17 protein-coding genes are annotated in these 19446 nt (G+C 69.6%); 9 read left to right on the top strand and 8 right to left on the bottom strand.

Annotation, left to right across the window (positions count from 1 at the left end; all coding sequences use genetic code 11):
- Window positions 1-117: 117 nt before the first annotated feature.
- Complete coding sequence (locus ABZ803_RS28195; RefSeq protein ID WP_357044104.1) at window positions 118-972, bottom strand: LLM class F420-dependent oxidoreductase; 855 nt, start codon at window positions 970-972, stop codon at window positions 118-120.
- A 231-nt stretch (window positions 973-1203) separates the two neighbouring features.
- Between ABZ803_RS28195 and ABZ803_RS28190 the strand changes: the two genes are divergently transcribed.
- The 4 genes from ABZ803_RS28190 (at window position 1204) to ABZ803_RS28175 (ending at window position 7513) form a co-directional block, all read left to right on the top strand.
- Window positions 1204-2628 carry a threonine/serine exporter family protein gene (locus ABZ803_RS28190; protein ID WP_357044102.1) on the top strand — a complete coding sequence of 475 codons (1425 nt, stop codon included), beginning with the start codon at window positions 1204-1206 and terminating at the stop codon, window positions 2626-2628.
- Window positions 2629-2735: 107 nt separating this feature from the next.
- Window positions 2736-3392, top strand: coding sequence for a biliverdin-producing heme oxygenase (locus ABZ803_RS28185; RefSeq protein WP_357043829.1), 657 nt, complete (start codon window positions 2736-2738; stop codon window positions 3390-3392).
- 84 nt (window positions 3393-3476) lie between these two features.
- On the top strand, window positions 3477-5180 hold the full coding sequence (locus ABZ803_RS28180) for a bifunctional metallophosphatase/5'-nucleotidase (protein WP_357043827.1): 1704 nt from the start codon (window positions 3477-3479) through the stop codon (window positions 5178-5180).
- A 302-nt stretch (window positions 5181-5482) separates the two neighbouring features.
- Complete coding sequence (locus ABZ803_RS28175) at window positions 5483-7513, top strand: SDR family oxidoreductase (RefSeq protein ID WP_357043826.1); 2031 nt, start codon at window positions 5483-5485, stop codon at window positions 7511-7513.
- A gap of 66 nt (window positions 7514-7579) precedes the next feature.
- Here ABZ803_RS28175 and ABZ803_RS28170 read toward each other — a convergent pair whose 3' ends face one another.
- Together ABZ803_RS28170 and ABZ803_RS28165 are read right to left on the bottom strand one after the other, a co-directional pair.
- Complete coding sequence (locus tag ABZ803_RS28170; protein WP_357043824.1) at window positions 7580-8236, bottom strand: cutinase family protein; 657 nt, start codon at window positions 8234-8236, stop codon at window positions 7580-7582.
- A 158-nt stretch (window positions 8237-8394) separates the two neighbouring features.
- On the bottom strand, window positions 8395-9399 hold the full coding sequence (locus ABZ803_RS28165) for a zinc-binding alcohol dehydrogenase family protein (protein ID WP_357044100.1): 1005 nt from the start codon (window positions 9397-9399) through the stop codon (window positions 8395-8397).
- 226 nt (window positions 9400-9625) lie between these two features.
- Between ABZ803_RS28165 and ABZ803_RS28160 the strand changes: the two genes are divergently transcribed.
- Together ABZ803_RS28160 and ABZ803_RS28155 are read left to right on the top strand one after the other, a co-directional pair.
- Window positions 9626-10264, top strand: coding sequence for a TetR/AcrR family transcriptional regulator (locus tag ABZ803_RS28160; protein ID WP_040866469.1), 639 nt, complete (start codon window positions 9626-9628; stop codon window positions 10262-10264).
- Window positions 10261-11952 carry an FAD-binding dehydrogenase gene (locus ABZ803_RS28155; protein ID WP_357043822.1) on the top strand — a complete coding sequence of 564 codons (1692 nt, stop codon included), beginning with the start codon at window positions 10261-10263 and terminating at the stop codon, window positions 11950-11952. Before ABZ803_RS28160 ends, ABZ803_RS28155 begins: the two co-directional genes overlap by 4 nt.
- A 3-nt stretch (window positions 11953-11955) precedes the next feature.
- Here ABZ803_RS28155 and ABZ803_RS28150 read toward each other — a convergent pair whose 3' ends face one another.
- From ABZ803_RS28150 to ABZ803_RS28140, 3 genes are all read right to left on the bottom strand, one after another.
- The gene (locus ABZ803_RS28150; RefSeq protein ID WP_357043820.1) at window positions 11956-12822 is read right to left on the bottom strand and encodes an expansin EXLX1 family cellulose-binding protein; all 867 of its coding nucleotides are present in this window, start codon (window positions 12820-12822) and stop codon (window positions 11956-11958) included.
- Between the two features lie 224 nt (window positions 12823-13046).
- Window positions 13047-13784: an IclR family transcriptional regulator gene (locus ABZ803_RS28145; protein WP_357043818.1), complete on the bottom strand. Its 738-nt coding sequence runs from the start codon at window positions 13782-13784 to the stop codon at window positions 13047-13049.
- 142 nt (window positions 13785-13926) lie between these two features.
- Window positions 13927-14187 carry a three-helix bundle dimerization domain-containing protein gene (locus ABZ803_RS28140; RefSeq protein WP_357043817.1) on the bottom strand — a complete coding sequence of 87 codons (261 nt, stop codon included), beginning with the start codon at window positions 14185-14187 and terminating at the stop codon, window positions 13927-13929.
- Window positions 14188-14418: 231 nt separating this feature from the next.
- Between ABZ803_RS28140 and ABZ803_RS28135 the strand changes: the two genes are divergently transcribed.
- Window positions 14419-14895: a nuclear transport factor 2 family protein gene (locus ABZ803_RS28135; protein ID WP_062975566.1), complete on the top strand. Its 477-nt coding sequence runs from the start codon at window positions 14419-14421 to the stop codon at window positions 14893-14895.
- 78 nt (window positions 14896-14973) lie between these two features.
- A complete protein-coding gene (locus tag ABZ803_RS28130) occupies window positions 14974-16026 on the top strand; it encodes an aminotransferase class V-fold PLP-dependent enzyme (RefSeq protein ID WP_357043816.1) in 1053 nt (350 codons plus the stop codon).
- A 467-nt stretch (window positions 16027-16493) separates the two neighbouring features.
- Here the strand turns inward: ABZ803_RS28130 and ABZ803_RS28125 are convergent, their stop codons facing one another.
- A complete protein-coding gene (locus ABZ803_RS28125; RefSeq protein WP_357043814.1) occupies window positions 16494-17570 on the bottom strand; it encodes a diacylglycerol kinase in 1077 nt (358 codons plus the stop codon).
- A 1-nt stretch (window position 17571) separates the two neighbouring features.
- A complete protein-coding gene (locus ABZ803_RS28120; RefSeq protein ID WP_357043812.1) occupies window positions 17572-18363 on the bottom strand; it encodes an SDR family oxidoreductase in 792 nt (263 codons plus the stop codon).
- 96 nt (window positions 18364-18459) lie between these two features.
- Here ABZ803_RS28120 and ABZ803_RS28115 point away from each other — a divergent pair, with 96 nt between their 5' ends.
- Window positions 18460-19332, top strand: coding sequence for a helix-turn-helix domain-containing protein (locus ABZ803_RS28115; protein WP_357043810.1), 873 nt, complete (start codon window positions 18460-18462; stop codon window positions 19330-19332).
- The last annotated feature ends 114 nt before the right edge of the window (window positions 19333-19446 follow it).

Below are 19446 nucleotides of genomic sequence, written 5' to 3'. Positions count from 1 at the left end.
CGCGAAGCCGCTTCGCGCGGGCCACTTCTCGTCCGGGGCAGTTCGCCTCCGGGCCGGTGCTCGCGGACTTGCCGATCGACCGCCGCCACGGTTGACCGCGGTGGCGCCCCGAGCGCGTCACCCGTTGGGCTGGATACCCAGCTTCCCGGCCAGTCGCGCGAGGTAGGCGCGCACGTCCTCCGCCGCGCGATCGGGCAGCCCGAAAACCGCTTCCGTGACACCCGCTTCGGCCCAGCGCGCCAGCTGCTCGGCGTCGTGCCGCCCGGCGAGCGCGACGACCTCGGGGCGGTCGGCGCGCCCGTGCTCGCGCCACACCCGATTCAGCAGAGCGATTTTCTGATCCAACCCGTCCTCGGTCGGCGTGGTGATCCATCCGTCGGCGTAGTTCGCCAGCCAGGTGAAATTCTTCTCGGTGCCCGCCGCGCCGAGCAGGACCGGAATGCGCTTCTGCACCGGCTTCGGCCAGGACCAGCTGGCGCCGAAGGTGACGAACTCGCCGTCGAAGCCCGCCTCCTCTTCGGTCCAGAGCACCCGCATGGCCTCGAGATGCTCGCGCAGCACCGTCCTGCGCTTGCCCGCGGGCACACCGTGGTGGGCCAGCTCGTCGGTGTTCCAGCCGAATCCGACGCCGAGACTGACCCGGCCGCCGGACAGATGGTCGAGCGAGGCGATGGTCTTGGCCAGCGTGATCGGGTGATGCTCGGCGGGCAGCGCCACCGCGGTGGACAACCCGATGCGCTCGGTCACGGACGCGGCGGTGCCCAGCGCGACCCACGGATCCAGGGTGCGCAGATAGCGGTCGTCGGGCAGGCTCGCGTCGCCGGTGCGCGGGTGCGCCGCCGCGCGAACCACCGGGATGTGCGTGTGCTCGGGGACGTAGAACGTGTCGAAACCGGCACGCTCGGCGGCCACCGCCGCATCCGCGGGGGTGATACCCCGATCGCTGGTGAACAACACGATTCCGTACCGCACCGTACGCGCTCCCATCGCCGAAATTAGAACAAGTTCTACCACGATTCGCCGGTCCCACCAAGGGGCGAGCGGCGCAGGCGCCCGCCGCGACCCGCACGGATGCCAACGAGACGTCGGATGACTAGGTTCGCCTCCATGAGTCTCGACGCATCTTCCGTAGGCGACGTCACCACCGAACGGGTGGATCACCTCGGCTGGCGTCGCGGGCTTCGCCTGCGGCGCGCCCGGCCCATACCCGTCGTCACCCAGGCCGTCGGCCTGCTGGTGGCCGACCGGCAGGCGACCGCGGACACCATCGTCACCGCGCCGACGCCGCTGCAGCCGATCGATCTCACCGACGACGCCAGAGTGGCCGAAGTCCTCGACCTCGCGGTCCGGGTCGGCGAGGTGGTGCTCGCCTCCGGCACCGGCGTGGTGGACACCACCACGACGGTGCGGTTCATCGCCGCCACCTACGGCCTGTCCCGCTGCAGCATCGACGTCACCTACGACGCCATCCGCATCTGGGCCGACCGCGGGCCCGCGCTGCCGCCGGCCAGCACCATGCGGATCGTGCACTATCGCGCCCTGGACTTCACCCGGCTCGCCGCGGTGGACCGGCTGACCCGCCGGATCCGCAACGAACTGGTCCCGCCGGACCAGGCCCGCGCCGCGCTCGACGCGATCACCTCGGCGCCGCACCCGTACCACCGGTGGACCGCCACCGCCGCGTGGTCGCTGATGGCGGCGGCGATCGCCGCGCTACTCGGCGCCGGCGCCCTGGTGGCCGCGGTCAGTTTCGCGACCACCGCGGCGATCGACCGCACCAATCGCGTCCTCAACCGCTACGGTCTGCCCTTCTTCTTCCAGCACATGGTGGGCGGCGCCATCGCCGCGCTCCCGGCCATCGTGCTGGCGAGCCTGGCCGCGCGCTTGCGGATCGACGCCGACCCGACCCTGATCATCGCCGCCGGGATCACCGTGCTGCTCAGTGGATTGCAACTGGTCGGCTCGGTGCAGGACGCGATCACCGGCGCCCCCATCACCGCCACGGCCCGCATGCTCGAGGTGATGATGATGACCGGCGGCATCATCGCGGGCATCGCGTTCACCCTGCGCATCGCCGACCTCCTCGACGCCACGGTGCCACCGGTCTATCTGACCTCCGCCCGCGACATCACCGACCTGCCGGTGAAGATCCTGGCCGGTGCGGTGGCGGCCCTGGCGTTCGCGCTCGCCTGCTACGCCGAGCGCCGGGCCCTCGCCGCCGCGGCGGGCAGCGGCGCCGCGGGGATCATCTGCTTCCTGCTCGTCCAGCAGGCCGGGTTCGGTCCCGTGATCTCCTCCGGCGCGGCCGCGACGCTGGTTGGGCTGGCCGGTGGTCTGATGGCCCGCCGGGCGCTGACTCCCCCGCTGGTCGTCGCGGTCGCCGGCATCACCCCGTTGCTGCCCGGCCTCAAGGTCTACCGCGGGCTCTACGCCCTGCTCAACGACGAACTGGTGATCGGAGGCAACCAACTGCTGTCGGCCTTCGGCATAGGCTGCGCGCTGGCTGCCGGTGTCACCCTCGGCGAGTGGTGCGACCGCACCGTGCGCAGGCCCCGGATACTGCGCCGGTTCGGCTCGCTGCGCCGCCCGATCGTGCGGCGACGGCGCCGCTCGGCGTCCGCGCACTGAACCGCGAGGCGCATGCGCGCCGAACGCCCGCCCGGTAACCTCTTATCGAACTGGTCAGGGCGGCGCGATGTGATGGCGGCCCCGGTGTGAGGTGAGGTGGTTCGGACATGCCGGAAACAGATCCGTTCTCGAAGCAGATCCGTACCGCCACCGCGCAGCAGCACGCGGAGGCGGAGAACTCCCGCTTCATGAGCGACATGCTGGGCGGATCCCTCGGCGTCGACTCGTATCACCGCTACACCGGTCAGCTCTGGTTCATCTACCGCGCGCTCGAACAGCGGTGGGAGACGCTGGCCGACAACCCGGTCGCCGGACCCTTCATCCGGCCGGAGCTGGCCCGCACCGCGGAACTCGAACGCGATCTCGCGCATCTGCTCGGCTCCGGCTGGCGTACCGGCCTGGAACCGTTGCCCGCCACCGCGGCCTACGCCGACCGCATCGACGCGTGCGCACGCGACTGGCCCGCCGGGTACATCGCCCACCACTACACCCGCTACCTCGGTGACCTGTCCGGCGGACAAGTCATCCGCGGCACCGCCGAAAAGCTGTGGAACCTGCCGCATCGCGGCGACGGCGTGCGTTTCTACGTCTTCGACGGCGTACGCAATCCGGCGGCGTTCAAGCGGGAATACCGCGGCCTGCTCGATCGCCTGCCGCTCGATGATCTGGAGCGCCGCCGCGTACTCGACGAGGGCAAGCGCGCCTTCGCGATGAACACCGCGGTCTTCGAGGAACTCGCCGAGGAATTCCCGGCCGCTCAGTAGCCGGACCCACCGAACGCATCGCGCTGCGGCGCGCGGTATTTCGGCAGTGCTGCGCGAATGCCGGGGACGTGGGACAGTCGTGGTATGAGAGCGCGCCGTCGCATCGCCGTGGTTCTAGCCGGTCTTCTCGGCGTCGGTCTGGTGGGGGGTTGTGGCACGACGTCCGACCCCGGCGCGGGGCCCGGTTCGTCGACGGCGGCACAGATCGTGCCCTTGATCTCGACGAACGACCTGCGTCCCGCCCAGCCGGACGAGGTGCACCTGTTCGGCTTCAACGATCTGCACGGAAACCTCCAGCCGCCGAGCGGGTCCAACGGGAAGGTCGGCAGATACGACGCAGGCGGAGCCGCCTATCTCGCAACCCATCTGGCACGACTGAAGGCCGCCTATCCGTCCAGCGCCGTGCTGGCGGCCGGGGACAACATCGGGGCGAGCCCGCTGGTCTCCAGCCTGTTCCACGACGAGCCGACGATCGACTTCCTCGGCAACGTGGGAGTGGCCGCCTCCGCGGTCGGCAATCACGAATTCGACGACGGTGTACGGGAATTGACGCGTTTGCAGCAGGGCGGGTGCGCGTGGGACGGATGTTCTGCCGGCGCTCCGTTCACCGGCGCGAAATTCCCCTACCTGGCCGCGAACGTCACCGACGCGCAGGGCAACCCGCCGCCCGCACTGCGCCCGTGGACCCTGCTGGAGGTGGGCGGGCACCGGATCGGCGTCGTCGGCACCGTCACACCCGACACCGCGAATATCGTTCTGCCCGAGGGCATCCGGGGCTATCTGTTCGGCGACCAGGCCGCCGCGATCAACCGCTACGTGCCGGAGATCAGAGCGGCGGGCGCGGAGGCGATCGTGGCGCTGGTGCACGACGGCGGCTCGCAGCGGCCCGAACCGGACGCAGCACTGGACTACAACGGCTGCGCGAACGTCACCCCGAACGTGACCGGGCTGGCCGAGCGGATCGACCCCGCGGTCCGGGCGGTGTTCACCGCGCACAGCCACCAGCCCTACGTGTGCACCGCCGGGGGCAGGGTCATCACCCAGGCATCGTCCTACGGACGGCTGATCACCGACGTCACGCTGCGTTTCGGCCCCGACGGCGTGCAAGCGTCGGCGGTCAACCGAGTGGTGACCCGCGAGGTGACACCCGACGCCCCGACGACCGCGCTGATCGATTTCTACACCGAGCAGTCCCGGCCACGCGCGGGCCGCGTGGTCGGCGCGACCGCGGCCACCCTCCCGCACGACCCGAACCCGGCGGGCACCTCACCGCTGGGCGACGTGATCGCCGATTCCATGCTGTCGGTCACCGCGGGCCCGGCCGCCGCCGTGGCCGCCTTCATGAACCCCGGCGGCGTACGCGCCGATCTGAAACAGGGACCGATCACCTACGGCGACCTCTTCACCGTCCAGCCGTTCGGCAACCAGGTCGTCACGCTCACGCTCACCGGCAGCCAGATCCTGCGCCTGCTGGAACAGCAATGGAACAACCCCGGCAAACCGACGATCCTGTCCCTCGCGGGCCTCGGCTACGCCTACTCCGATACCGCTCCCACAGGCGCGAAGGTGATCGCAGGCAGCGTCCGTATCGGGGGGCAGCCGATCGACCCGGTCGCCGCCTATCGCGTAACGACCAACAACTTCCTCGCTTCGGGAGGCGACGGATTCACCGTCTTCACCGAGGGCACCGACACCGCGGTGGGCCCGACCGACCTGGACGCCTTCGAGACGTTCCTGCGTGACAAGCCCCCGTTGCAAGCGCCGTCCGCACGGGTCGAGAAGAAGTAGCCGCGGCGGGACGCCATAAAGTTGCTGGACACTCGACCAGAACGCGGGTAACTGGAAATCTCTGTAACACATACCGTTTGACCTGCGCGTACGGTGATCAGCCCCACAGGCCACACGGCCCATGATCGCTTGCCGGGGCGGCGCGCGCTCCACTACTCTTCAGTAATAAGTCAGGACGAAGGTGTTCCTACTTTCGGCCCGACGTCTGTCGCTGGGGGCCGAATCAACGCTGTCCGCATCCATTGCCGCATGCCGGATGACTTGTGCGACAACATGGTTCGAGTAAGCAGCAGGAGAGTGCGATGGCCACTTACATCGTGACGGGCGGAACCGGGTTCTTGGGCAGGCGGGTCGTGCAGGACCTGCTGGATCGCGACGCAGACGCGATCGTCCACGTGCTGGTGCGTGAGACGTCGCTGGCGAAATTCACCGACATCGCGGCGGGCTGGCGCGGTGCCGAGCGGGTCTTCGCGCTCATCGGCGATCTCACCGCCGAGGGCCTGGGATTGGCGTGCGAGGCGCCGCGGGCCGACCACGTGGTGCATCTTGGCGCCGTCTACGACATGACCGCCGACGAGGACACCGCGCACGCGGCGAACGTCACCGGCACACGCTCGGTGCTGGCCTTGGCCCGCGAGCTGGGCGCGGTGCTGCACCACGTCTCCTCGGTGGCCGTGGCAGGCGACCACAAAGGCAAGTTCTTCGAGGAGGACTTCGACCTCGGGCAGCGGCTGACCTCGCCGTATCACCGCACCAAGTTCGCCGCCGAGAAGCTCGTCCGCGAGTCGCGCGGCGTGCGCTGGCGGGTCTATCGCCCCGCGATCATCGTGGGCGATTCCCGCACCGGCGAGATGGACAAGATCGACGGCCCCTACTACTTCTTCGGCGCGATCGCGCGGCTGGCCGCGCTGCCGTCCGAGCTGCCGTTGCCGCTCCCCGACCTCGGCGCCACGAATATCGTTCCGGTGGACTATGTCTCGGCCGCCATGGCGGAGCTGATCCGCCGCCCCGGCTTGGACGGACGCACCTTCCACCTGGTCAACCCGGAGCCGCAGCCGTTCGGCGAGGTGTACCGCGCGCTCGCTGCCGCGGCGGGCGCCCCGACCGGTGCCGGCACGGTGCCGGGCAGCGCATTGGCGCTCAGCGGGCTCGCGCAGATCCCCGGCCTCACCGCCGTGCGCGATTTCCTGCTCGAGCAGGTGGGCATCCCGGTCGAAGTCGCTCCACACACCTCGTTCTCCGCGGAGTTCATCAGTGACTCCACCCGCGCCCAGCTGCGCGGTTGCGGCCTGACGGTGCCGTCGTTCGACAGCTACGCCGAGCGGCTGTGGCAGTACTGGCGCGACCACCTCGACCCGCAGCGCGGACGCGTGTCCATCACCGGCGACCCGCTCGCCGGACGGGTCGTGCTGATCACCGGCGCGTCCTCCGGTATCGGGCTGGCCACCGCGCACGCCGTCGCCCGGCGCGGCGCCACGGTCCTGATGGTCGCCCGCGGGCACGACGACCTGGCGGCCGCCGCCGACGCCGTGCGCGCCGAAGGCGGTGTCGCGCATACCTATCCGTGCGACATCACCGACTCCGAAGCGGTCGAGAAGCTCGTGCAGTGCGTGCTCGACGACCACGGCCACGTCGACTACCTGGTGAACAACGCGGGCCGCTCGATCCGTCGCTCGGTGCTCAACTCCACCGACCGGATGCACGATTTCGAGCGCACCATGGCGGTGAACTACTTCGGCGCCGTGCGGCTGATCCTCGGACTGCTGCCGTCGATGCGGGCGCGCCGCTTCGGGCACGTGGTGAACATCTCCTCGATCGCGGTGCAGACCAAGGTGCCCCGATTCGCCGCCTATGTGGCGAGCAAGTCGGCGCTGGACAACTTCAGCGAGATCGCGGCGGTGGAGAACCGGGATGCCGGGATCACATTCACCTCGGTGCGGATGCCGCTGGTGCGGACCCCGATGATCGCGCCGACCGACCTGTACCGCTCGCTTCCGGTGCCCGATCCGGAGCAGGCCGCCGCGATCGTGGTGCGTGCGCTCGAGGACCGGCCGCATCGCATCGACACGCCGGTCGGCACCTTCGCCCAGGCGGTGGAATTGCTGATGCCGTCGGTGAAGCGTCAGATCATGCACCAGGGCTACCGCGTGTTCGGCGAGTCCCGCGCCGCGCGGGGCGACGCGGAGCGCCGTCCGGCCGATCCGTCGCCCGCCACCGCGCCCGCGACCGGCGGCGGCGCGCTGTCCGCGCTTGCCCCGGTGATCATGCCGCTCATGGCGCTGCCCGCCCCCGCGGCGCGCGTCGCTCGTGTGGTCCCGGGCTTGCACTGGTAGCTCCGCACAGCCGAGTGGGGCCGACCTCGGTCGGCCCCACTCCTGCGGATTCCCGTTCCCGCGCCGTCACATCCGGTACACCGCGAACTCCACGGCGGGCCACATGGCCCAGCGGTAGTCCGTGTGCGCGGCCGGACGGATGCCGCCCTCGCACACCGGATCCCCACCCGCGCAGTAGTTTCCGGTCCGCCAGGCGTATTGCTCCGGCACCGACCAGCCGACCAGCCGGATCGGATCACCGAACAACAGGACCGCGGCCACGCGGGATTCCAGATCCGCGGGCAGGGTGCTGATGCCACCGAGCGCCGTCACGATGCCGGTGCCGAGCACCCCGTGCGTCACGACGGCTCCCTGCGAGAAGCCGACCAGGACGAACCGCTGATCCGGGCACCGCGCCGCTTGCCACAGCACATGGGCGGTCATGTCCTGGGTGCCGCGGCCGATCGAGGACGGGTCGAGCAGGTCTGCGGGGTAGTCCACCCGGTATGCCTGCGAATCGACCGGAAGTGCTCGCCACAGTGCGTCATAGAGCGGGTCGCCCACCACCGCACCGAGATATCCGGGTTCGTGGGTGCCGCGGGCGACGACCACGTCGACCGCCGCACAGGACGTCGCCCATGCGTGCAATCCCGTCGCAGCCCCGAACCCCGCGACGAGCAGTAGCACAGCGAATGCCTCTACTACACGCCACTTTTCGAAGTGAATTACCTTCCGGTTGGCCATCGTACTCACCTACTCACGCCGTTGTGAGACAGCCGAGCGACACTTGTCAGTGACAATTACTCGGCTATATCCGCGAAGGTAAGAACGGCCCCGGAGGCCGTCAAGGAACTCCACCCGACCGATACCGAGTCAGCGCCGAATCGTGTTCTCCGGAGGTTTTACGGTACGAGAACCGCTGCGCCCGTGAATCGTCCGTGCGCGAGGTCGATCAGCGCCCGATCGGCCGTGTCCAGGGAGTACCCGTGCGTGGTCAGATGTATCCGGTGCTCGCCGGCGAAAGCGAGGAATTCGCGAGCGTCGGCACGGGTGTTGGCGGTGACCGATCGAATCTCCCTCTCCTGGAACAGATGCCGCTGATAGTTCAGCGCGGGAATGTCGCTGAGATGAATACCGGCGACGGCGAGGATCCCGCCGCGATCGAGCGCCGCGAGCGCGGGCGGCACCAACTCACCGACCGGCGCGAACAGGATTGCCGAATCCAGCAGCACCGGAGGCGGATCCGCGGCGCCCTGCACCGACGCGGCGCCGAGCGCGGTCGCGAGTTCGCGCGCCGCCGGATCCCGGGTCATCACGTGCACTTCCGCTCCTTGCGCGGCGGCCACCTGGGCGGCGATGTGGGCACTGCCGCCGAAGCCGTAGACTCCCAGCCGCCCGCCCGGTGGAACGGCGGCCCGCAGCAGCGCCCGGTACCCGATAATGCCCGCGCACAGCAAGGGGGCGGTGTCGGCATCCGAGTAACCCGCGGGCAAGCGCAATGCGTATGCCGCGGGCACACAGGCGAATTCGGCGTAACCACCGTCGGCGTCCCAGCCGGTGTATGCCGAATGCGGACAGAGGTTCTCCGCGCCGCGCAGGCAGAACTTGCACTCTCCGCACGTGTGCCGCAGCCAGGCGATGCCCACCCGGTCCCCCACCGCGAAACCCTCCCCCTCGGCGCCCTGCCCGACCGCGACGACCTCGCCGACGACCTCGTGCCCCGGCACCACTCCGGCCCGGTGCACCGGAAGATCGCCTTCGGCCACGTGCAGGTCGGTCCGGCACACACCGCAGGCCAGTACACGCACCACCAACTCGCCGGGACCGGGTTCCGGGACGGGGGTTCGCTCCGCGTGCAACGGGCCGCCATCGATCGGGCCCGGCCTGCGCACCCGCCAGCATCGCATCGAAGTCCTTCCGCCGCGGATCTGGCTCATCGTCGGATCACCTCGCTCCGATCGGATCGGCACGGACCGGGCATCCCGGCGGGGCCGGGTGCGCCGGAATCACCCTACTCGGCGGATTCGGCCACGCCGCCCACCGACGTCTGATACGTTTCTGTATCGAGTACATTTCTGTATCCGTTGTTTGGTCGAGGATGCCCTGGTCGAGGCCGAACCGAGGAGGTGCCCGATGGCGTCCGATGCCGCGCAGGCCGCACCCGCCCGGGTCACCCGCCGCCGCGCCGAAACCAGGAACCGGCTGCTGACCGCGGCCTACGACGCGTTCGCCGAGGAAGGCTTCGGGCGCGCCACCGTGGAGCGGGTGTGCGAGCGCGCCGGATTCACCCGCGGGGCGTTCTACTCGAACTTCAGCTCGCTGGACGAGCTGTTCCTGGCCATGTGGGAGCAGCGCTCGACGGCGATGCTCACCGAGGCGGGCGCCATCCTCGACGAGATCGCCGCCGACGGCGCCGATGACGTGCGCGCCGCGGTCCGGCGACTGGAACGGGCGGTGCCGGTCGACGAGGGCTGGTACCGGATCACCGCCGAATTCACCGCGCACGCCCTGCGCACGCCGGCGCTGCGCCGGGTGATGGCCGCCCGCGAGGAAGCCATCGTCGCGGCCCTCATGCCCACCATCGTCGCGGCGCTCGCCCGCGGCGGCCGCACCGTGCCGGACCCGGAGGCGTTCGGCCAAGCGCTCATCGCCGTCCACGACGGGACCAGCGTGCAGGTCCTGATGGAGCCGGACAGCCGTGCCGCGCGCGAGCGCCGCACCGAACTGTTCCACCACGTCGTGCTGGCCTACAGCACCGCAACCGAAGGATGAACATGTCCCACAGCAGTCCCGAGGTGACGCCGGAGGCGGACGTCCTCGTCGTCGGCGCCGGGCTGGCCGGCCTGGTCGCCACGCACGAACTGGTGAAGGCCGGTCGCACGGTGCACGTGCTCGACCAGGAGAATCGCAACAATCTCGGCGGTCAGGCGTTCTGGTCGCTGGGCGGGCTCTTCTTCGTCGACAGCCCGGAGCAGCGGCGCCTCGGCATCAAGGACTCCTACGATCTGGCCTTGCAGGACTGGCTCGGCTCGGCCGGGTTCGACCGCGACGACGAGGACAAGTGGGCCAGGCAGTGGGCGCGGGCCTATGTGCGGTTCGCGGCCACCGAGAAGCGGGAGTACCTGCGCGAACTCGGCCTGCGGGTGACGCCGCTGGTCGGCTGGGCCGAGCGCGGCGGCGACCGCGCCGACGGACACGGCAACTCGGTGCCGCGCTTCCATCTCACCTGGGGCACCGGCCCCGAGGTGGTCCGGGTCTTCGCCGAGCCGGTCCTCGAGGGCGAGCGGCGCGGACTGGTCCGATTCGCCTTCCGCCATCGGGTGGACGAATTGATCGTGGAGAACGACGCGGTGGTCGGCGTGCGCGGCGCGGTACTCGAGGACACCGATCTGGACCGGGGACGTGCCTCGTCGCGGACCGAGGTGGGCGAGTTCGAGTTGCGCGCCAAGGCCGTGATCGTGGCCTCCGGCGGAATCGGCCACAACCACGAGCTGATCCGGCGCAACTGGCCCACCCAGCGACTGGGTCCGTGCCCGGAGACCATGATCTCCGGCGTCCCCGCGCACGTCGACGGCCGGATGCTCGCCATCACCGAGACCGCGGGCGGCGCCATCGTCAACCGGGACCGCATGTGGCACTACACCGAAGGCATCGTCAACTGGGACCCGATCTGGCCCGATCACGCGATCCGGATCATTCCGGGCCCGTCCTCGATGTGGTTCGACGCGAACGGAAAACGCCTGCCCGCGCCATGTTTCCCCGGATTCGACACCAACTCGACGATGAAGGAGATCCTGAAAACCGGTTACGACTATTCGTGGTTCGTGCTCACCCAGTCGATCATCGAGAAGGAGTTCGCGCTGTCGGGCTCCGAGCAGAACCCGGACATCACCGGCAAGGACCTCAAGCTCACGCTGAGAAGCCGCGTCGCCAAGGGCGCGCCGGGGCCGGTCGAGGCGTTCAAACAGCACGGTGTCGATTTCGTCGTGGCGGACACGCTGCGTGAACTGGTCGAGGGCATGAACAAGATCGCTCGCGGCCCCCGGCTGGACTATGACGATCTGGAACGCCAGATCGTCGCGCGCGACCGGGAACTGACGAACAAGTACAGCAAGGACAGCCAGCTGATGGCGATCGCCAACGCGCGCCGGTACCTGGGCGACAAGGCGGGCCGGGTCGCCAAACCGCACCGGATCCTCGACCCGGCCGCGGGCCCGCTGATCGCCGTGCGGCTCAACATCCTCACCCGCAAAACCCTGGGCGGCTTGCAGACCGACCTGAATTCCCAGGTGATCCGGCCGGACGGCACGGCGTTCCCTGGTCTGTACGCCGCGGGTGAGGTCGCCGGGTTCGGCGGTGGCGGCGTGCACGGATACAACGCGCTGGAAGGCACCTTCCTCGGCGGATGCATCTTCTCGGGCCGGGCAGCCGGACGTGCGCTGGCGGCGGAACTCCCCTGACCGCTACCGCTCGCAGCGGGAGGCGACCGCGCCGGTCCCGGCCGAGGTGGCCAGGACCGGCGCGGACCTGAACGACGGAGCGCCGGAGTAGAGCCGGGTCCGCGCCGCGTACCGCCCCGGCTCCACCGTGACATCGGTGATCTCGGCCTCGTTGCCGTAGACATCGGTCAGGCGCGCGGTGAACGGACCCGGCCCGGCGCCGGAGAGGGTCCAATAGTTGTCCGCCCGCCGGGTGAGCGGTCGCCACGGACCGCCCGCGGCGGGTCGAACAGCAACCTCACGCAATGGATTTCCGGTGCCGCCGAACAGGAGGCCGAACCAGGACGCGGACGAATCCTGTTTCACCTCGTAGGTCAGCTCCTCCACCGGTTGCGGGTCGCGGACCAGGCGATAGCCGACCCGCGCCACTCCATCGTCGGCATCGGCGATCCGCTCGAACGCCGCCGCACTCAGATCCAGCTGCCCCGGACCGCATGCCGGGCAGTGGTCGACCACCAGTGCCCGGACCGACCCGCGCGGACCGGCGATGTCCAGATACGCCCCGCACAGATCGGCGCGCGCGAAGTCGGGGGTGGACAGCCCGGCATAGAAGCCGTCCGGCGGCAGCTCGTGAAAGGAGCACGACACCTGCTTGCCGAGCACGAAATAGCGCGCTTCGGCGGACGTCTCCGGCCCGATCGGCGCGAATGTCATGGCGGTCACCGGATATCGGGACGGCGAGGACGCCTCGTGCAGGGGACTCGCCGCGACACAGGTGGGCGCCGACGGCCGCACCAGCCAGACGCCCACCGCGACGGTGGCCAGCACGCCCGCGGCGAACCATAGCCACTCGGAACGGAATGGCCGCTCTTGGATCGGTACCCGGTGCATCGCTTCCCCGACTCCGGCTCGCCTGCTCGCGGACTGTCCATCCTGACCTCACCAGGAAAGCAGTCCCACCGACCCGGCGCAGCGCGAACGAAAATTCTTCATTGTGAAAGACACGCAATTCAGCAAGCACACCGCTAATTTCGGCCTCTCCACCCGGCGATGGCACCGGCTGGCCGGAAATGATCCGGCGCGGCTCGGGCGGGACAACCGCGCTTACGCTGAGGTCAGCGCCTGCGCGCGTGCCGAGGGAAGAGGTTTCGTCCCGCCTCCTGGGCCACTTCGGCCAGCGCGCGGGCCAGCCGAGCGGTGTCCGGCACCACCGTCTCGGAACCGGTGCGGCCCGACAGCGACACCGCGGCCACCGCGGCGCCGCGCCCGCGAATCGGCACGGCCACGCATGCCAGACCGGGTACGCACTCCTCGTTGTCGACGGCGACTCCCCGGCGATTGCGGATGCGGCCGAGTTCCCGATGCAGTTCGGTCCTGTCGGTGAGCGTGCGTGAGGTCAGTTGCGGCAGGTGGTCCCGGAAGGATGCTTCCACGATGCTCGGGTCCAACGTGGCCAGCAGCGCCTTGCCCAAAGCCGTACTGTGCGCGGGCATCCGGCCGCCGAGCCGGGTGGGCACGCTCGCGGCGAACCGGCCGCCGACCTTGTCCAGATACAACACGTCGCGCCCGTCCAGCACACCGAGGTGCCCGATCATTCCGGTCTGCTGACACAGATCGTGCAGCAGCGGACTCACCGCGTCACGGATCTCGTTGTGCTCGGCGGCAAGTCCGCCCAGCTCCAGCGTGCGCAGACCGAGCCGGTAGCCGCCGGGGGCGTGCGCCAGCCAGCGCAGCCGGATCAACTGGTCGAGAATGCGGTGCACGGTGGAACGCGGCAACCCGGTGCGCTCGGCCAGTTCGACGAGCGTGAGCGTCGGCGTGACGCCGTCGAAGGCCTCCAGTATCAGCGTCATCCGCTCGATCATGGATACCGGGGGCTGAGCCGGCCGTGCTGCCTGTCCAGATCCGGTCCATAACTCCCCCGGCTCGGGATCGGTCATCACCTCGACCGTCATTGCCAACCTCCACACGTACTCGCGTAGAGCTTAGAGGCCACTAGGGCGCCCCGTGCGCGGAATCCGCTAGGGCGAACAGCCACTCGCGGGTGTACCGCTCGGCCAGCAGCGGCAGGTAGTTCACGACGGTGGCGTGGTCGGCGACATGATCGTAGGACGAGCGCAGATGATCCTCGATCGCGGCTTCGCCGGCGACGCCGTCGAATTCGTCCTCCAAGCGCTGCGCGGCCGCTTTCAAGGCGAGTTCCTGGTCGAGCGGGGTCTGCTGGCTCGTGTCGGGAGCGGCAGGACGGTCGGTCATCGCAAGATTCCCCTGGTCGTGACGAGATCGGTATCTGAGGCGCTGTCGTAGCCCTACGACAACTCCTTCCCTACGGGTACCCGGTCGAACTGGTTCGACACCCCGCACGTGACCGTCGGCCGCGCCCTGCATCGCCTTCCGGAGGACGCGATCATCCGCTGTTCTACGCCGATCGCCAGCAAAATAGAACACGTTCTTGTCTGCGGCGGCCGCGCGTGCCAGGCTCGACAGATGGATCTCGACGCCATCGAAGCCGTCCGCCAGCTGAAGTACCGCTACTTCCGCAGCCTCGACCTCAAAGACTGGGACGATTTCGCCGATACCCTCGCCGTCGACGCGGAAGGCCGCTACGGTACGCACGCCATGGGCGAGCCGCTGCACCTGGACGGCCGCGACGCCATCACGGCGTTCATGCGGGAGAATCTCGGCCCCTCGATCGTCTCCGTGCACATCGCCAACCACCCGGAGATCAGCGTCGACGGCGCGACGGCCACAGGATCCTGGGCCTTCGAGGACACCGTCATCGCCACCGAGTACGGGGTCCTGATCCGCGGAGCCGGTTACTACACCGACACCTACCGCCGCGACGCCGATGGCAAATGGCGCATCGCCTCCACCGGCTACCGCCGCATCTATGAATCCATGCAGTCGCTGGCCGACACGCCCAGCTTCCAACTGCTGTCCAACATGTGGGCACCGGAGAAGTGACCGCCGGGCGCGCAAATCGGTCCACTATCGGCCCGGTGGCGCTGGACGGCACGGCACGGTCCGGCGGATGCTGCGAGCATGCCCTCCCTTGCGCCTGACGAGTTCACTCCCGAAACCACCTATCTGAACACCGCGTCCTTCGGTCTGCCGTCCGCCAGGGCACTGGCCGCGGTGCGCGACGCGAGTGCGAGCTGGGCGTCCGGCCGCGGTGCGCCGACAACCGAGGTTGATCGACTGGCACCCGGCCTGCGCGCCGGGTTCGCCCGGCTGCTCGACGGCGCGACCGCCGACGACATCGCGCTCGGCAGTGGTGTCGCGGGACTCATCGCCCCCGTGGCCACGGCACTGCCGCCCGGCGCGGAGGTGCTGCTGCCGGAAGGCGAATTCTCCTCCGTGTCCATGCCTTTCGTGTACCGGGACGACCTCGTCGTGCGCTTCGTGCCCTTGCGGGAGCTGGCCGCGCAGGTGCGGCCGGAGACCGCACTGGTGGCCATGAGTGTGGTCCAGTCCGCGGACGGCCGCGTCACCGATCTGGCCGAACTGCGCGCGGTGACCCGGGCCAACGGCGCGCGCCTGCTGGTGGACGCCACCCAGGCCGCGGGATGGCTGCCACTGCGCTTCACCGACGCGGACTACTGGGTGTGCGCCACCTTCAAATGGTTGATCGGCGCACGCAGCGTCGCGTTCCTCGCCACACCGCCCGACCTCGTCCCGCAGCTGCGTCCGGTGGGCTCGAGCTGGTACGCCGCGGAGGACCGCTGGGCCGAGCTCTACCGCCCGGTCGCACTGCCCGCGACGGCACGGCGGTTCGACACGACACCGGACTGGCTCGGCGTCGTGGCGGCGCTGGCCGGACTGTCGCTGATCGAGGAACTCACCGTCGAGAAGATCGGCGCGCACGACCTCGAACTCGCCGACCGCTTCCGCGACGGCCTGCGCGACCTGGGCTTCGAGCCCGTCGACGCGCGCTCGCCGATCGTCTCCGTGCCCGGCGCGGGAGACCTGGCGCCCCGGCTCGCCGAAGCCGAGGTGATCGCCTCCGCGCGTGGCGGCGGGTTGCGGTTCGCCTTCCACCTCTACAACAGCGCCGACGACGTCGAGCGGGCGCTGTCCGCACTGCGCGCCGGTTAGTCCCCGCGGCAGCCGCGTACCGCCCGGCCGGTCGAAGATCGGCGAGCTTCCAGCGCGGCAAGCTTTAGCGGGACGCGACCGCGCCACCGGTCCGAGACCAGGGCCGGAGTGCGGCGGCAGCGCACCGCCGAGTCGAAGACCAAGCGGGCGTAATTCAGTGCGGTATGCCGTGTAGCCGCGCGACCGCCCCGCAGGTCTTCGACCACGCGGGAGCGTCGAGCCCGCCGAATACCTCGAGCAGGCGCTCTCCGCGCCGCACCCCGCGAGACAGAGCCCCGCACGTCACCGGTCTGGCGACCAGGACCGGAGCTTGGGCCACAGCCGCGTGGCCACACGGCCGGACAAGGAGCCGTGCCGGAGCCGAAAACTCGAAGGGCCGCTGCCGATTGCTCAACGCGGGGACCTCGTCACCGGTCGGTGATCAGGGTAAGCCGGATACCCCGTGTTCCTCGGGGCCGCGCGGTCGGTCACCGGCCAGGGCGGTGCGCGGGAGCCGTGATCAATGGCAGGTCGAGCGCGGTGAGAATGCCTGCGGGAGCGGCGACAACGGCGGGAACGGCGTTGACTATGCGCAAGCCCGTCGCCAGGACGGTCGCGTAGTTGTGATCCCCGTTGCGGCTCGAGGTCACCAGGTCCAGCGCGTAGTCGGGCTCGCCCGTGATCTCGACCCGATACGAGCCCTCGGGGTGCGCCGGCTGTGGCCAGTCCGGGCACAGGTCGGGGCGCAGCCGGGTCACGTGCTCGAGCACCGTGACCGGCACGTCGCCGACCATGCCCCGGACTTCGAAACGCAATGCCGCCGCGGTTCCCTCGGCGATGTGCCCGGTCGCGATGTCGAACGACTCCGGCGCCGGGATGCGCTCGTAGGACTGGGTGACGGCATCGAGGGTGACGCCTATCCCGGCGGCGAGCTGACGGACCGTGCCGCCCCAGGCGAGCGACAGCACCCCGGGCTGCAACAGCATGGGGATCTCGTCGACGGGCTTGCCGAAGCCCATGATGTCGAACATGACCGCCCGGTTGTCGTAGCTGGCGTAGTCCACGATCTCCAGGCAGCGCACCTGGTCGACGCGCAGGCAGGTCCCCGCGAGCGCGAGCGGCAGCAGGTCGTTGGCGAAACCCGGGTCGATACCGTTCACCCACAGCGACGAATTGCCCTGCGCGGCCGCCTCCTGCACCGGTTTCAACAGCTCGTCGGGCAGCACTCCGTAGGGGTATTGGAAGAACACCGGTGCGCAGGCGACGACATTGATTCCGGCGGCCAGGATGCGCTGGAGGTCCTGCACGGCTTCGAACAGCCGATTGTCCGTCATGGAGCAGTAGACGACGCAGTCCGGCCGCGACGCGAGCAACGCGTCCGCGTCGGTCGTGGCGGTGACCCCGACGGGGTGCTCCAGGCCGGCGAGCGTCCCCGCGTCGACGCCGCTCTTGGCGGGACCGGACACCCACACGCCGGTCAGTTCCAGGTCGGGATGGGCGATCACGCCGGCCAGGGCATGCCTGCCCACATTGCCGGTGCCCCATTGCACTACGCGATATGTCATGTCACAGATCCGGGATCGGGAGGTCGAGGTTCGGGATGATCAAGCCGCCGTCGGGCTCGAGGATCTTGCCGGTGAGGTACTTGCCCGCGGGCGACACCAGATAGAGCGCGGCCGCGGCGATGTCTTCGGGTTCGCCGATGCGATGCAACGGTGTCTTCGATTCCAATTCGGTGCGTATGGCGTCGTTTCCCGCGACGATCTCCAGTGCGGAGGTCAGGATCGACCCAGGCGCGATGGCGTTCACCCGGATACGCGGGTTCAGGTCGAGGGCGGCGAGCTTGGTGTAGTGGGCGAGGGCGGCTTTGGCGGTGCCATACGCCGCGAACGCACGCCCCGGCAGCCGACCCATGGTCGAGGTGATGTTCAGGATCGAACCGCCACCGGCGGTTTCGAGCATGCGCGGTACCGCCGCCCGGACCAGGGCGTGCGCGTTGGTGACGTTGAACTCGAACGCGTCCGTCAGCGCCTGCGGCGTCGTGTCCAGCAGCGGGCACGGCAGCGCCCCGCCCACATTGTTCACCACGATGTCCAGTCGTCCGAAGCGTTCGACCGCCGCCGCGGCGAGACTCGCCGTGGCATCGGCGTCGCTCAGGTCCGCGGGCACCACGTGAGCCTGTCGCCCCGTGGCGGCCACGCGCGCGGCCACCTCCTCGAGCTGGCTCTCGGTCCGTGCGGCGATGACGACATCCGCCCCCGCCTCCGCGAACGCGACCGCGATGGCCGCGCCCAGACCGCGGCCCGCACCGGTGACTATGGCGACCTGATCGTCGATTCGGAACCGATCCAGAATCATTCGCGCTCCCTACGCTGGTGACGAATATTCGACAGCATGTGATCTAATATTCGTCATCGTAGGTCGCTCACCCGAGCGGGACAAGGGGTTGCGGACATGCCGGATCGATCGGCGTCGCCACCGACGCGTCGCGTCGTCGAAATCGTGTCGTTGCTGGCGACCTCCGGGGAGCCGATCAGCGTCGCGGGCATCGCCGAACGTCTCGGCATCGCCCGTGCCACCGCGACCGCGATCCTCAGCGAACTGGACGCGGCCGGCTGGGTGGTTCGCGACCCTGCTCGCGGCTACGGCATCGGGCCTGCGCTGGCCGGTCTGCACGGCGCCGCCCTCCCGCACGGCGTCGGCGGCCTGCTCGCCGGTCTCGCCGCCCGGACCGGGTACGGCGCCACGTTCAGCCGCATCGAACCCGACCGGCTGACGGTGCTCGACGTGCGGCACGGCGTCGACCGCGTCGTTCCCGGAATCCCGGTGGGACATCGCATTCCGTTGCAGTTCCCGGCCGGTGCCAGCGTGATGCCGTGGCGTCCCGCGAATGAGCAGAACATTTGGCTGCGCACCGCCGCGGAAACGGATCAGCGGATGGCCGGTGCGCTGCTGACGCTGGTCCGCGAGCGTGGGGTGGCCGTCTTCCGGCCCCGCGCCGACGACGCGGGGATGGTCGATCTGCTCGTGGATCTGCTCGGCGCGGTGGGATCCGAACTGCTGCAACCTCATCTGCGCACTCGCGCGCTTCGCCAGCTCGCCGCGCTCACCTCGCGGCCCTTCACCAGGGCCGAGCTGGATTCGGAGGAAGTCTTGCCGCTGAGTTATCTCGCGGCGCCGGTTTTCGACGCGAGCGGCGCCGCCGCATACGAAGTGCAGCTGGGGCCGTTGCGCGCCGCGACGACCCGGGCGGAGCGCGAGGAATTCATGGACGCGACGCGGAGCACGGCAGCCGCATTGACGACCGCGCTCACCGCCGACCGGTAGGAAAAGTAATTCACGGATAAAACGACGAAAGGCCCTCGACGGTGTCGAGGGCCTTTCGTGAAGGATGTTCCGGCGGTGTCCTACTCTCCCACACCCTGTCGAGTGCAGTACCAT

The organism is Nocardia sp. NPDC047648 (genome assembly GCF_040642815.1).
Lineage (GTDB): Bacteria > Actinomycetota > Actinomycetes > Mycobacteriales > Mycobacteriaceae > Nocardia > Nocardia gamkensis.
The sequence above is the reverse complement of the archived record's forward strand: the minus strand, read 5'-3'. Positions and strand labels throughout refer to the sequence as shown.

Excerpts from the sequence above, each read along its gene's own strand:
- ABZ803_RS28145 (WP_357043818.1), bottom strand. The coding sequence starts at position 13,784 with ATGACGCTGATACTGGAGGCCTTCGACGGCGTCACGCCGACGCTCACG.
- ABZ803_RS28175 (WP_357043826.1), top strand. The coding sequence starts at position 5,483 with ATGGCCACTTACATCGTGACGGGCGGAACCGGGTTCTTGGGCAGGCGG.
- ABZ803_RS28150 (WP_357043820.1), bottom strand. The coding sequence starts at position 12,822 with ATGCACCGGGTACCGATCCAAGAGCGGCCATTCCGTTCCGAGTGGCTA.
- ABZ803_RS28135 (WP_062975566.1), top strand. The coding sequence starts at position 14,419 with ATGGATCTCGACGCCATCGAAGCCGTCCGCCAGCTGAAGTACCGCTAC.
- ABZ803_RS28115 (WP_357043810.1), top strand. The coding sequence starts at position 18,460 with ATGCCGGATCGATCGGCGTCGCCACCGACGCGTCGCGTCGTCGAAATC.
- ABZ803_RS28130 (WP_357043816.1), top strand. The coding sequence starts at position 14,974 with ATGCCCTCCCTTGCGCCTGACGAGTTCACTCCCGAAACCACCTATCTG.
- ABZ803_RS28165 (WP_357044100.1), bottom strand. The coding sequence starts at position 9,399 with ATGCGATGCTGGCGGGTGCGCAGGCCGGGCCCGATCGATGGCGGCCCG.
- ABZ803_RS28125 (WP_357043814.1), bottom strand. The coding sequence starts at position 17,570 with ATGACATATCGCGTAGTGCAATGGGGCACCGGCAATGTGGGCAGGCAT.
- ABZ803_RS28185 (WP_357043829.1), top strand. The coding sequence starts at position 2,736 with ATGCCGGAAACAGATCCGTTCTCGAAGCAGATCCGTACCGCCACCGCG.
- ABZ803_RS28180 (WP_357043827.1), top strand. The coding sequence starts at position 3,477 with ATGAGAGCGCGCCGTCGCATCGCCGTGGTTCTAGCCGGTCTTCTCGGC.
- ABZ803_RS28170 (WP_357043824.1), bottom strand. The coding sequence starts at position 8,236 with ATGGCCAACCGGAAGGTAATTCACTTCGAAAAGTGGCGTGTAGTAGAG.
- ABZ803_RS28140 (WP_357043817.1), bottom strand. The coding sequence starts at position 14,187 with ATGACCGACCGTCCTGCCGCTCCCGACACGAGCCAGCAGACCCCGCTC.
- ABZ803_RS28160 (WP_040866469.1), top strand. The coding sequence starts at position 9,626 with ATGGCGTCCGATGCCGCGCAGGCCGCACCCGCCCGGGTCACCCGCCGC.
- ABZ803_RS28155 (WP_357043822.1), top strand. The coding sequence starts at position 10,261 with ATGAACATGTCCCACAGCAGTCCCGAGGTGACGCCGGAGGCGGACGTC.
- ABZ803_RS28120 (WP_357043812.1), bottom strand. The coding sequence starts at position 18,363 with ATGATTCTGGATCGGTTCCGAATCGACGATCAGGTCGCCATAGTCACC.